Annotated in this window: 13 protein-coding genes; 7 read left to right on the top strand and 6 right to left on the bottom strand. The window is 56.1% G+C overall.

Annotated features, from left to right (window positions below; translation table 11 throughout):
* Nucleotides 1-2: 2 nt before the first annotated feature.
* Together AC0J4F_RS20085 and hemB are read right to left on the bottom strand one after the other, a co-directional pair.
* Nucleotides 3-518: an RDD family protein gene (locus tag AC0J4F_RS20085; protein ID WP_473024460.1), complete on the bottom strand. Its 516-nt coding sequence runs from the start codon at nt 516-518 to the stop codon at nt 3-5.
* A 263-nt stretch (nt 519-781) separates the two neighbouring features.
* Nucleotides 782-1,777, bottom strand: coding sequence for a porphobilinogen synthase (gene hemB / locus AC0J4F_RS20080; RefSeq protein ID WP_473026452.1), 996 nt, complete (start codon nt 1,775-1,777; stop codon nt 782-784).
* A 267-nt stretch (nt 1,778-2,044) separates the two neighbouring features.
* On the opposite strand from hemB, the gene AC0J4F_RS20075 reads away from it, so the two are divergent.
* The 7 genes from AC0J4F_RS20075 (at nt 2,045) to AC0J4F_RS20045 (ending at nt 8,343) form a co-directional block, all read left to right on the top strand.
* A complete protein-coding gene (locus AC0J4F_RS20075; RefSeq protein WP_473024459.1) occupies nt 2,045-3,184 on the top strand; it encodes an isobutyryl-CoA dehydrogenase in 1,140 nt (379 codons plus the stop codon).
* Nucleotides 3,185-3,238: 54 nt separating this feature from the next.
* Nucleotides 3,239-4,270, top strand: a complete 1,032-nt coding sequence (locus tag AC0J4F_RS20070; RefSeq protein WP_473024458.1) for an enoyl-CoA hydratase/isomerase family protein — start codon at nt 3,239-3,241, stop codon at nt 4,268-4,270.
* An 18-nt stretch (nt 4,271-4,288) separates the two neighbouring features.
* Nucleotides 4,289-4,708, top strand: coding sequence for a DUF6163 family protein (locus tag AC0J4F_RS20065; protein WP_133950576.1), 420 nt, complete (start codon nt 4,289-4,291; stop codon nt 4,706-4,708).
* A gap of 115 nt (nt 4,709-4,823) precedes the next feature.
* The gene (gene mmsB / locus AC0J4F_RS20060; protein WP_473024457.1) at nt 4,824-5,714 is read left to right on the top strand and encodes a 3-hydroxyisobutyrate dehydrogenase; all 891 of its coding nucleotides are present in this window, start codon (nt 4,824-4,826) and stop codon (nt 5,712-5,714) included.
* Nucleotides 5,715-5,870: 156 nt separating this feature from the next.
* Complete coding sequence (gene ldtR, locus AC0J4F_RS20055) at nt 5,871-6,386, top strand: transcriptional regulator LdtR (RefSeq protein ID WP_008190274.1); 516 nt, start codon at nt 5,871-5,873, stop codon at nt 6,384-6,386.
* Nucleotides 6,387-6,770: 384 nt separating this feature from the next.
* Nucleotides 6,771-7,997: a L,D-transpeptidase family protein gene (locus AC0J4F_RS20050; protein WP_209177522.1), complete on the top strand. Its 1,227-nt coding sequence runs from the start codon at nt 6,771-6,773 to the stop codon at nt 7,995-7,997.
* Nucleotides 7,998-8,109: 112 nt separating this feature from the next.
* Entirely contained in the window at nt 8,110-8,343 is a 234-nt protein-coding gene (locus AC0J4F_RS20045) for a DUF6898 family protein (protein WP_133950570.1), read from the top strand.
* A gap of 76 nt (nt 8,344-8,419) precedes the next feature.
* Here the strand turns inward: AC0J4F_RS20045 and AC0J4F_RS20040 are convergent, their stop codons facing one another.
* Genes AC0J4F_RS20040 through AC0J4F_RS20025 form a run of 4 tightly spaced genes read right to left on the bottom strand, consistent with a single transcriptional unit; the run spans nt 8,420 to nt 11,802 of the window.
* A complete protein-coding gene (locus AC0J4F_RS20040; protein ID WP_133950568.1) occupies nt 8,420-9,241 on the bottom strand; it encodes a GGDEF domain-containing protein in 822 nt (273 codons plus the stop codon).
* On the bottom strand, nt 9,238-9,636 hold the full coding sequence (locus AC0J4F_RS20035) for a DUF1987 domain-containing protein (protein ID WP_133950566.1): 399 nt from the start codon (nt 9,634-9,636) through the stop codon (nt 9,238-9,240). Before AC0J4F_RS20035 ends, AC0J4F_RS20040 begins: the two co-directional genes overlap by 4 nt.
* Nucleotides 9,637-9,654: 18 nt before the next feature.
* Complete coding sequence (locus AC0J4F_RS20030; RefSeq protein WP_133950564.1) at nt 9,655-10,206, bottom strand: SiaB family protein kinase; 552 nt, start codon at nt 10,204-10,206, stop codon at nt 9,655-9,657.
* 9 nt (nt 10,207-10,215) lie between these two features.
* On the bottom strand, nt 10,216-11,802 hold the full coding sequence (locus tag AC0J4F_RS20025) for a SpoIIE family protein phosphatase (protein ID WP_473024456.1): 1,587 nt from the start codon (nt 11,800-11,802) through the stop codon (nt 10,216-10,218).
* Between the last annotated feature and the right edge of the window lie 309 nt (nt 11,803-12,111).

Here is a 12,111-nt window from a genome sequence, read left to right as displayed (position 1 = left end):
AATCACGCAGCAGCGGAATGCTCGCGGGTGTAGGCCCGGTGGTAGGCCGAATTGATCACCACAGTCCCCAGGATCAGGTCATGCAACAGGCGCTTGCGGTCCGAGAACAGGGATACCAGCAGCACGAACGGCGTGAGCAGGGAGATGGAAAACCAGAACAGCAACAGGTGCACGGCGGCCAGCAGCGGGTAGGGTTTTGCGCCATACCAAAGCCGCATCTCAAGACCCATCGCGCGCATACCGATCGTGGAGGCGCTTGGTCCGCCCAGTGTGAACGCGACATAAATCAGCGCGACGGACACCGGCAGGATTGCGTAAAGCAGAAAGCCAAGACCCAGGGTGAAGACGCCGAGAATAAACACCAGAATGCCCGCCCCGAGTGTCAGCAGGGTGATCACGAACGCATCGATAATGAAAGCGAAAATCCGGCGGCTGCGCACGCCCTCAAACAGCTCCGGTTGCAGGAGCGGATCAAATGCGTCTTGCCTGGAGGATCGGGACGATGTGTCGGCGGACATGAAATAAGCTCTCCAATTCGTGATGAGCTGGATATGGGGATGAGCTCCGTGAATCGCAAATTTCTGTCTTTAAGGAGCAGACAATCAACTCATTGCTGTGATGACCACAGAGACTAGCAAGGTCCCTGCAGTATTCACTTTCTTGGTTGCCCCGCTTGAAAAGCCTTTGCCTGACTTGATCCGGAACCACCCATCCGTGGCAGGCTTTTTTCCAAAGTGGCCCCGGCTCGAAGGCCGGGACGGCAATTGCCTGTTAGCGGACCTCAGTCCCGACCCGCCAGCAACTTGGCGACGGTGGGCGCGAAGTAGCTGAGAATGCCGTCGGCGCCGGCGCGTTTGAAGGCGAGAAGGCTCTCCATCATGGCACGGTCGCCGTCGAGCCAGCCGTTGCCGCTCGCCGCCTTGATCATCGCGAACTCGCCGGACACCTGATAGGCATAGGTCGGCACCTGGAACTCGTCCTTCAGCCGCCGGACGATGTCCAGATACGGCATGCCGGGTTTCACCATGATCATGTCGGCGCCTTCGGCAATGTCGAGCTCTGCCTCGCGCAAGGCTTCGTCCGTGTTGGCTGGATCCATCTGATAGGTGCGTTTGTCGCCCTTCAAGGTGCCGGATGAGCCAACCGCGTCGCGGAACGGGCCGTAGAATGCGGAGGCATATTTGGCGGAATACGCCATAATCTGCGTACCACGATAATCTTGTGTGTCGAGTGCCTGCCGGATGGCACCTATCCGTCCGTCCATCATGTCGGACGGGGCAATCACATCGGATCCGGCCTCGGCCTGATTGAGCGCCTGACGGCAGAGTTGATCAACGGTCTCGTCATTCAAGATGCTGTCGCCGTGCATCAGCCCGTCATGGCCATGGCTTGTGTAGGGATCCAGCGCCACATCCGTCATCAGGCCGAGGTTCAGACCTTCGCGCTTGATCGCCCGGCATGCCTGACAGGTGAGGTTTTCCGGGTTGAGGGCTTCTGAGCCCTTGTCGTCGCGCAGGTCCGGGTCGGTGTATGGAAAAATCGCAATCGCCGGAATACCGAGCTCTGCCGCAAGATTGGCATCACGCACAGCCTCGTCGACAGAAAGGCGCTCCACGCCCGGCATGGACGGGACTTGCTGGCGAATGTTCTCGCCATCCACGACGAAGATCGGCCAGATCAGATCATCCACGGTCAAGGTGTTTTCCCGGATGAGCCGGCGGGACCAGTCGGTCTGCCGGTTGCGGCGCATGCGGGTGCCGGCAAGCAGCGAGTCCATATGATCGGATGTGATGGGCGGAAGAGAGCGGTGGGACGGCATAAAACGGGCCTGCACTTAGGTGACAAAATCAGATCGGATGTCCGCCGGACATTTGTGCCACATTATCACGCAGATTTCTGACGTCCAACATTCTGTAAAACAACTGAAATTAAATACAAAAAAGAGATTGTTTGACGTTTGCGTCAAATGTGGTTTTATGCGCGTCAGAAATCAAACACATCCTGTATGGCTAGAATCGGCCGTGCAGGCTCCCGGGAGGATATCGTGGACTTTCAACTGAACGAAGACCGGCGGGCAATTCGTGATATGGCGGCAAGCTTTGCGCGGGAAGAACTCGCACCGCACGCCGCGCAGTGGGATGAAGACAGCCATTTCCCAATTCCTGTCATGCGCAAAGCGGCCGAACTCGGACTTGCCGGGGTTTATGTCCGGGACGATGTCGGGGGCTCCGCTCTGACCCGTTTGGACGCAGCGCTTATCTTTGAAGAACTGTCGAAGGGTTGCACGTCGACCGCTGCATACCTGTCGATCCACAACATGGTCGCCTGGATCATCGATACGTTCGGCAATGAAGACCTGCGCCAGAAGTTTCTGCCGAAACTCTGCACCATGGAGCTGCTGACCAGCTACTGCCTAACCGAGCCGGGATCAGGCTCGGACGCCGCCGCCTTGCGGACCACAGCCAAGGATGATGGAGATCATTACATCCTCAACGGCTCCAAGGCCTTCATTTCGGGCGGTGGTGTCAGCGACCTCTATGCGGTGATGGTCCGGACCGGTGACGAAGGGCCGGGCGGGATTTCTTGCCTGCTCGTTGAAAAAGGCACACCGGGCCTCAGCTTTGGCGCGAACGAAGTGAAAATGGGTTGGAAGAGCCAGCCGACCGCGCAGGTGAACTTCCAGGATTGCCGTGTTCCAAAGTCCAACCTCATCGGTGTCGAGGGTCAAGGCTTCAAGATCGCAATGGCTGCGCTTGATGGCGGGCGTTTGAACATCGGTGCCTGCTCGATCGGCCCGGCACAGGAATGCCTCGACCAGGCGATTGCTTACATGCGGGAGCGCAAGCAGTTCGGCAAACCGCTGACGGCTTTCCAGGCACTTCAGTTCCGACTTGCCGATATGGCAACCGAGTTGGAGGCCGCGCGCATGCTTCTTTACAAGGCGGCAACCGAGGTGGATGCGAAAACGCCGGATGCGCCGAAGTTTGCGGCCATGGCCAAGCGCTTGGCAACGGACACCGGTTTCAAGGTGGTGAACGACGCGCTGCAACTGCATGGCGGCTATGGATACTTGCGGGACTACCCGATCGAACGGTTCTTGCGGGACGTTCGCGTGCACCAGATCCTGGAAGGCACCAATGAGGTCATGCGTTTGATCATCTCACGGCATCTCCTGAAAGACTGACCGTCTTCTCACGGCGAAAACACGACCACTTTTCCAGTTTCCTGAGGACATGCAGTGAGCGACATCCTGTTTGAAAAGCGCGGCAAGGCCGTATTTGTCACCCTCAACCGGCCGAAGGCGCTGAATGCGCTAACCCATCCGATGTGCTCTGCGCTGGCGGCTCAGCTGACCGCGTGGGCGGAGGATCCGGACGTTGCCCATGTGGTGATCACCGGGGCCGGTGAAAAAGCATTCTGCGCCGGCGGTGACATCCGCAGCATCTATGATGCGAAGATGGCCGGCGAGATGGAGGGGCTCGGAGAGTTCTTCAAGGAAGAGTACCTCCTCAACGCGCAAATCAAGGCGTATCCCAAGCCCTATATCGCCCTCATCAATGGCATTGTGATGGGCGGTGGCGTTGGCGTATCGGCTCATGGCAGCCACCGTGTCGGGACGGAAAAGACAATGTTCGCCATGCCGGAAACCGGGATTGGGTTTTTCCCGGATGTTGGCGGCACTTATTTTCTTCCGCGCATGCCAAAGAAAACCGGTGTCTATTGCGCCTTGTCCGCTGGCCGTTTGAAGCAGGGCGATGCACTGGCAACGGGTGTGCTGACCCATGCCGTCCAAGAAGAAGACTTGCCAGCCATAGAAGCCGCGCTGGCGGAGACCGCCGATGTAGACGCGGTTCTCAGCCGCTACAAGGTTGAGGCCGAACCTGGTCCCTTGATGGCGGCTGCGGATACGATTGAGCGCTGCTTTTCAGAAGGTAGTGTGAATGTAATTTTGGCGAAACTGGATGAGAGCGGCGACGAGTTCGCATTGAAGGCTGCTCAGGCAATCCGGCAAAAATCCCCGACCAGCGTGCTGATTGCCTTTGAGCAAATGCAGCGCGGCGGGGAGTTGAGTTTCAACGAATGCATGAAACTCGAATACCGTATTGTCTCCGAAATCCTCAAAGGCTCAGAGTTCTACGAAGGCGTGCGCGCGGTGCTTGTCGACAAGGATCAAGACCCGAAATGGTCTCCCTCAAGTCTTGATCAAGTGGACAAGGAAGACCTGGCAGCGTATTTCCGGGAACCGGCAGGCGGAGACTTGCCGCTCTAACGCACAAACGGACCGGCCATGATCACGAGCTTTCAGGACCTCTTCTATTCGCGCCCGCCCTGGAGCACCGTGCTGATCTGGTATCTGCGCGCGATGGCACTGCTTCTGATGGGCGGAGGCGTCATCTATTGGGCCCGGATCATTGGCATCGTTGAATGGCGCGGCATGTGGTTCTGGGAAATGCCGATTGCAATTCAAGGTGCCGTTGTTTTCTTCGCGGTGCTGGACCTTGTGGCGGCGATCGGCCTTTGGCTGACCGTATCCTGGGGAACGGTCATGTGGATCTTCCGGTGCTTTTGCCAGATCGTCATGCACACGGCTTTTTCTGATCTTTATGGCCGCCGTCCTTATGAGATCGCCTTCTACCTTTTGACCATATTGATCTTTGCGGGGCTCACCTATCTGATGCGCCGCGAGAACCGAACGGCAACGGCTTGATGCAGGGAGTTGTGCTGGCGCCAGCTGACTCAACTTTTGAAGGGCTTGGTCCGGAGCATCAACAAGCCGGCCTATAAATCTGAAAATACGAAAAGAATCGTCATGGGAGAAAACAATGGCAACCACGGTTGGCTTTATCGGTCTTGGGAACATGGGCGGCCCGATGGCCATCAATCTTGCAAAGGCAGGGCACCGGGTCCTGGGCTTTGACATGTCGAAGGCAGCCATCGACGCTCTTGTAGCCGAAGGCGGCGAGGCGGCATCCGATGTCGCTCAACTGGCCTCTGAGGCCGATGTCATTGTGTCCATGCTCCCGGCGGGCAAGCATGTCCGTCAGGTCTACATGGGCGAAGGCGGCATCCTGGACAACGCGAAGGCCGGAACCCTTCTGATTGATTCTTCCACGATTGACGTCGACAGCGCGCGGGCGGTAAGCGCTGCGGCGGCGGAAAAGTCCATGCCGATGGTCGATGCGCCGGTTTCAGGTGGTGTTGCCGGGGCCGCTGGCGGAACACTGACGTTTATGGTGGGCGGAGAAGGCAGCGCTTTTGAAGCAGCCAAGCCCTATCTCGATGTCATGGGTAAGACGATCGTCCATGCAGGCGGTGCAGGAACTGGGCAGGCGGCCAAGATTTGCAACAACATGATCCTGGGCATTTCCATGATCGGCGTCTCGGAGGCTTTTGTGCTTGCAGAGCGCCTTGGCCTTGATGCGCAGAAGCTGTTCGACATTTCCTCAACCGCATCCGGTCAGTGCTGGTCGCTGACATCCTATTGTCCGGTGCCCGGACCGTTGCCCACATCTCCTGCCAACCGTGACTACCAGCCAGGCTTTGCCGCGGGCATGATGTTGAAAGATTTAAAATTGGCTCAGGAGGCCGCGCATTCCTCGGGCGCAGCGACACCGATGGGTGCAGAAGCCGCGTCGCTCTATTCGCTCTTCTGCAACCAGGGCGGGGAATCCTTGGATTTCTCTGCTATTGTCAAATTTCTCAGGGGCTCATAGTAAATCAAATATTAAATCGGCCTCTAAAACACCTTGTGGAAGTTAATATTTGATTCAGTGTGTCTCTTAAGCGGATTTTAGAATCGCTTCTGTAGATTGTGCATCAAGGCGGGAAAATATCCGTCGAATGACAGGTACAAAAAGAGGCGCAATCACATGATCACCGCAAGTAGGGCAGTCGATGCTGTGTCACAGGGTGAAGAGGAAGAAGTGGCCATCAAGCCGCTCTACCTCGAGGCTCTTACACTTGTAGAACGTTTGCACCGGCGTTTGCTGGACGTCATCAAGGACGAGTTCGACCGCATGGGCCGGTCGGATGTCAACAGCGTTCAGGCGTTGTTGCTGTTCAACATTGGCGATGCCGAGCTGACCGCTGGTGAACTGCGGACCCGTGGATACTATCTCGGTTCCAACGTGTCCTATAATCTGAAGAAACTGGTCGAGACCGGTTACATTCACCACCAGCGCTCGCGCATGGACCGCCGGTCCGTCCGGGTCAGCCTGACCGACAAGGGCCAGGAAGTGGCAAAGATCGTCAATGATCTTTATGAGCGCCATATTCTGTCCGTTGAGCAGGTTGGTGAAATCGGCCCGCAAGACTTTGTTACACTGAACAAGTCGCTGCGCCGTCTCGAGCGGTTCTGGACCGACCAAATTCTATATCGCCTCTGATCAATTCACGGCGTATCCAGATGACAAAGCACCGCCCAAGTGGCGGTGCTTTTGTTTTTAGGCACTTAATCGGCTGACAAATTCGTGATCGGCTTGCGGTCGGCCGAATCCGACATCATGTGGACACAATGGAATGGCCATTGGGCTGTTAAATCGTGGCGGGTGAGCTGTCTTTGAATTTGTTAACTTTGCTGCAGTACCCATAATGGTCGTGAGCCGGTAATCTACCGGCGAGGTCAACGACCGTTGAACCGGATTGACGATGAATGCGCCGGATGGCGCCTTGTACACAGCACTGTGGGGTCGGCAATGACACTTTTTTCCGCTTCGGCTGGGACAAAGTCTTCTTTCAAGTTGAACGCCAAATTTTGGAAAAACGGGCTGATGCTCCTTGGTTTGGCCGCGCCAGTAGTGGTCACGGGATCTGCGTCTGCGCAGCAGTCTTTCCGGACTGCGGGGCAGGACCTTGAATGGGCCGACAGCTTCGATATCGCAACGGACAACATCACCGAGGTGAAGTCATACGCCCCGACCTTGTCTCCAACGACGGTCGACTACATCGGCGCTGCGATCACACGCTATCAGTCGATCGTGCAAATGGGTGGATGGGGCACGGTGGCCACGGGCGGCAAAGCGCTGCGCATCGGTATGAAAGACCCGCGCGTTGTGCAGTTGCGCCAACGCCTGATTATTTCTGGCGATTTGGAGCAGCAATCCGGGCTTTCCGACACATTCGATTCTTATGTTGATGCGGCGCTGCGGCGCTTTCAGCTTCGTCACGGTTTGATTCCGGATGGGGTGATGGGCGAGAGCACCGTTGAGGCGCTCAACATCCCGGCCTACGTGCGCTTGCGCCAACTCGAAACCAACCTGGTCCGGGTCCGGTCTATGTCCGGCAATCTCGGTGACCGGTATGTGATGGTGAACATTCCGGCGGCTGAGATCGAAGCGGTAGAAGATGGCCGTGTCCGTTCGCGCCATACCGCCGTCGTCGGCAAGATCGACCGTCAAACGCCGATCCTGAACAGTAAGATCTATGAGCTGAACTTCAACCCTTATTGGACCGTGCCAGTTTCCATCATCCGCAAGGACCTGATCCCGAAGATGAAGGAAGACCCGGAATATCTGTCTCGCAACAAGATCCGGATCTTCAACTGGCGCGACAACCAGGAAGTGGCGTGGCAGCAGATTGACTGGAATACGGACGAAGCGACTCAGTACCGCTTCACCCAGGATCCGGGACAAGAAAACTCGCTTGGGTCCGTGCGGATCAACTTCCACAACAAACACCAGGTCTATCTTCACGATACGCCGTCCAAGACCTTGTTTGGTGAAGACTACCGGTTCCACTCATCCGGTTGCGTGCGCGTTCAAAACGTCCGGGAACTGGTGACTTGGCTGCTGCAATCCACGACACCGGATTGGGACCGCACCAAGGTCGATTCAGTCATTCGGACCGGTGAACGGGAAGATGTGAAGCTGAAGCGCTCTATCCCGCTTTACATGACTTATGTTACCGCCTGGGCGAACTCAGACGGCGTGGTTCATTTCCGCGAAGACATTTACAATCGTGATGACCTCAGCGGCACTGGCGAGCAAGCCCGCCTCTAGGAACGTACGCAAGTCACGAATGGTTCTGGAACGCCGGTCTTGATGAGGCCGGCGTTTCGTGTCTATTGAGGCAGAAGAAGGACCTTTTGAACCAGCAAAGGATTCAGGCCGGATGAATCGCGGTCCGAGGGCAGGCGAAATCTATATCGAGTTCAGGCCGATGGGAAAGCAGGTGCAGGTCACGGCGATAGATGCTGCGACTGGCGTCGAAGTGTCGATGTTCGGCCCATCTTCTGCTTTGCAAAGTGACTTACAAAAGCTTGCCGTCCGCAAGCTAAAACGCCGGGTCGAGCAGGTGCGTGCAGCTGAACTTGCTAACAAGGACCGGGACCCGACACTGTATTGAAACGTGCAGTGGCGATACTTTTTGTGATTTGAAAACGAGATATCTGGACGGGCATTGGCCGCGATAGTGCATGCCGTTAGTCGACGGCTTCAGCGGTTTCCAGAAAACGGGCCTTAGCCGTAATAACCTTGTTCCGGCCTGCGCCTTTGGCTTCATAGAGCGCGTCATCTGCATCTTTGAACAACAGATCAATGGCGTCAGCGCCGGTCGCCTTGCATGCTGGATTGGGCCCTACCATGGTGGCTACCCCAAAACTCGCGGTCAAAGAGAAGCTCGTGCCACCTTCTTTGATAACTATCTCAGCGAGGGTTTTGCGCAGACGGTCCGCCAAACCAGAGGCATTTTCAGAATTTGTCCGCGGCATCAGAAGACTGAATTCTTCGCCGCCCCACCGGCACACGACATCGCTTTGCCGGAGACTGTTTTCAAGAGTACGCGCGACAACCCGCAGCGCTTCGTCACCGGCGGCATGCCCGTAGGTATCGTTGATGGACTTGAAATGATCAATGTCCAAAAGCGCAACACTCAGCGGTGCTTCGGTCCGGCTGCGCGCTTTAAGCTCGTGATTGCAGAGTTCCAGAAAGTGGCCGCGATTGAAAACCTGCGTGAGGCCGTCCGTAATCGCCTGCATGCGGAATTGCTCGGCGAGTTCCGCGCGGGCTTTGACTTCGCCTTCCAGGCGTTCCTTGACCGCGATCAGCTCCTCCTGCATCCGATCGCAGAGGCGCACCATCCGCTTCTGGTCTTTGACTGCCCGTTTGTAAGCCGTCGTGAGCGTTTTTATGAGGTCAGTCGTTTCCTCCAGGCCGTCAAGGATCGTGCTGGCATGTTCCAGCACGCGGTCTTCGCTGTCGAAGAGCGTGAAATCTGTTTCGGCTTTTCTGGAGGTCTCGGTCATGCGTCCTCTGTTTCCGGCTTCAAGTTGAATGTGGCATGTTCGAAGTCTTCCGCAAAGTCCTCGCCCATCTCCTCCATCATGTCGTCTTCAGGATCAAAGTACCAGTTGATGGTGATGGTTTTGCCGTCTTCAGCAGCCTCTTCCAGCATCTGAAAGAGGTTCATGATGGCTTTGGCGCTTGAAGAATTGAAATAGATGAACCGCATGTCGACCGTCAGCGCTTGTCCTTCAGAGGCAGCCACGTGTTCGGCAACGGCCTGAAACACCGGACCGAAGAAAGCGCTTGCATCTTCCGGGTAGCTTTCACCGGACATGGACAACGTGCCGTTTGCAGCATCCAAATGGACTTCCGGGGAGCGGGAGGTTGCTTCGATCTTAAGAGACGTATCTGTCATTTTGTTCTCGTTCTCTCTTTAGATGAATGCTTTGAGCACGAAGAATTTGCGATTGCCTTCGATTTCATGGAAATCGAACTCCAGCGGCTGGGTGGCCCGCCGTGCGATCTCCAGAAGGCCGATCGACCCACCTTCGCTTTGCTCTTCCGGTTCTTCGCGCAACTTCGTTCGATAATGCTTGCGCAAAGTCACTTCGTCCATGCTGGCAATTTCTTCAAGACGGGTTCGCAATTGGTCGGCCTCGGAGCCGGGCACCGGGTTGCCGCAAATCACGAAAAACCGCTCATGTTCATGGCCGAAGGCAACGACGCCGCCGGAAAGACGGTCGGCCTTGGTTTCTGAGAGGAATTCCTGCTCATCAGAATACCGAATGATGTTTTGGACCTGCTCCACAAAGACAGAAAAGACCCTTTTGGCCACTTTGCTTTCGGCGTTCTTCAACTCCATTTGCTGCTTGACGGAATTGCCGAGCGACTCAAGAAGGTGCTCCGAAAGGTAACCGGAGTATGCAAACAGCATTTTCCGGTCGTTGAGTTCCTGTTTGAATGAATACATGTCGTTTGCGAGCACTTCGGCCTCCTACTCAGCTGCCTGCTTGTGCGCTGGATTGTTTGAACGTGGCGTTACCGCCAGAACCGTGTAGTCGTCCCGTGCGGGCTCTGAGCCGCGATAGTCCTCCAGGACAGATTTCAGCTTTGAAAGTTGGGTTTCGAGGTCTGCGTAGGCATTGGCCTCCAGGACCTCGAACAAACGTTTCCGGCCAAAGGCGCGTTTGCGTTCGCCGCCAATGTGATCGGTTGCTCCGTCCGTCGCCAGATAGAAGGTTTCGTCTTCTTCGACGTCCAAATGATGCACCTTGAAGCTTTCCGGGCGGCGGAGGCTGCGATAACCGAGACGGTGCCGGTCGGCCGGGATCCGTTTGATGCCGTCCGAAGATTGAACATAGAGCGGAATACCAGCCCCGATGAAGGTGAGGGTGTTTTCGGCGGGGTCATAGATTGCCAAGGCGGCTTCAAAGCCATCATCGGACGTTTGGTTATCGTTCCCCGCATCCGAAGGCCGATCTTGACCGAGGCGTTGACGGACACCCCGATCGAGATCCAGCATCAATCGCTCAGGATCCGCGAGTTCTCCAAGGTCCAGAAGTTTTTTCAGCTCAGAAGAGACAACCATGGTCAAAAGTGCGCCGGGAACCCCGTGCCCGGTACAATCGGCAACGAAAAACACTGTTTTGCCATCGACTTCCGAAGACCAAACGAAGTCGCCGCTGACGACCTGCAGAGGCTCCCACAGCATCGCAGCATCCTTGACCGATGTGCGCATGTCCGTGACATCGGCAAGCACACCTTGTTGGATCTTGCGCGCGTAGTGGATGCTTTCCAGGAGCTGCTCATTGGCCTCTTTCAGCTCGATCCCGCGCTTTTCCGAGATGCCCAACGTCTTATGAAGTTGCGCCATCGTTTCGCGAATCTTCCGTGCCATCGGTTGGAAGATGAAGACAATTTCCAAAAGGATCAGAAGCAGTGTCAGAGCCCACATTGCGGTGATGAAGCGATCCAACGCATGAAGGGACTCCTCGCCCTCATCCTGAAACACACGCACAAGTGTGTTCAGTTTCACCGGCAGTTCCAGATTGGCCATCCGCACGATAGCGTCGATGTCTTCTTGCCGGGGCGGTTCTGATTGTGCAACAGAGACGGCCCGGTTGATGAAGTCCCGCAGCAAGGGGTCAAGCGGATAATTTCCGCCAAAAAACGCACCCTGGAGAGCCGGCGAGAGATCGCCTGTCGGAACATCTTCAGCAGCGCCGACATGGCAGCTGATGCCCTCGCCAAGTGCCTTCTTGATCCGGTCAATATCCGTTGAAAGAAGTGCGGTGTGCGCGCGCATCATCTGGTCAGCGCAACCGATCAACGTGAAACTTGGGCTGGCTCCGTTGACACGCTCGAACCGGCTCATGTCCTGAGCGACCATAGCGATGCGCTGGCTGAGCATGCGCTGCCGGCCTGCCAAGTTTACTTCGGCACCGATGCGATGCTGGTCAGCAAGAAACCTTGTATCCGCAACCCAGATAGCAGTCACGGCGAAAGCAATGAGACCCAACCCGAGGCTATAGGCCATGGTGGGCAGGTTCTGCTTGTCTTTCAGCCAGTCAAGTATCTTCATGTCCCCGGGCCCAATACAAGTTACTAAGTCGATCCCCTAGCTCGTATTAGTTTTCATATTCGTTTGGAAACAATTAAAGGACGTGGACCGGGCCTGGATAAAGTTGGAGGAAATTTATTCTACTAGTTAAATACATCAAGGGAGTCGATAAACTGAGAGTTTCCCCTAGGAGAAGTACAGGCTGCGTTGGAAACCGAACCATGCCGGTTTCAAGAAGCCCTGCGTCGCTGTTGCTCTTGGTTCCACCCCAAGGCTGTGTTACTCCCACGCCACACAGCGGTGAGAGGACCAAGGATCTGCAAAGAATCC

Source organism: Roseibium sp. R5, from assembly GCF_055755305.1.
The sequence above is the reverse complement of the archived record's forward strand: the minus strand, read 5'-3'. Positions and strand labels throughout refer to the sequence as shown.

Bases quoted from the DNA above. Each gene is read 5' to 3' on its own strand.
- hemB (WP_473026452.1), bottom strand. From the start codon at position 1,777: ATGGACTCGCTGCTTGCCGGCACCCGCATGCGCCGCAACCGGCAGACC.
- mmsB (WP_473024457.1), top strand. From the start codon at position 4,824: ATGGCAACCACGGTTGGCTTTATCGGTCTTGGGAACATGGGCGGCCCG.
- AC0J4F_RS20040 (WP_133950568.1), bottom strand. From the start codon at position 9,241: ATGACCGAGACCTCCAGAAAAGCCGAAACAGATTTCACGCTCTTCGAC.
- ldtR (WP_008190274.1), top strand. From the start codon at position 5,871: ATGATCACCGCAAGTAGGGCAGTCGATGCTGTGTCACAGGGTGAAGAG.
- AC0J4F_RS20065 (WP_133950576.1), top strand. From the start codon at position 4,289: ATGATCACGAGCTTTCAGGACCTCTTCTATTCGCGCCCGCCCTGGAGC.
- AC0J4F_RS20035 (WP_133950566.1), bottom strand. From the start codon at position 9,636: ATGACAGATACGTCTCTTAAGATCGAAGCAACCTCCCGCTCCCCGGAA.
- AC0J4F_RS20050 (WP_209177522.1), top strand. From the start codon at position 6,771: ATGCTCCTTGGTTTGGCCGCGCCAGTAGTGGTCACGGGATCTGCGTCT.
- AC0J4F_RS20085 (WP_473024460.1), bottom strand. From the start codon at position 518: ATGTCCGCCGACACATCGTCCCGATCCTCCAGGCAAGACGCATTTGAT.
- AC0J4F_RS20045 (WP_133950570.1), top strand. From the start codon at position 8,110: ATGAATCGCGGTCCGAGGGCAGGCGAAATCTATATCGAGTTCAGGCCG.
- AC0J4F_RS20025 (WP_473024456.1), bottom strand. From the start codon at position 11,802: ATGAAGATACTTGACTGGCTGAAAGACAAGCAGAACCTGCCCACCATG.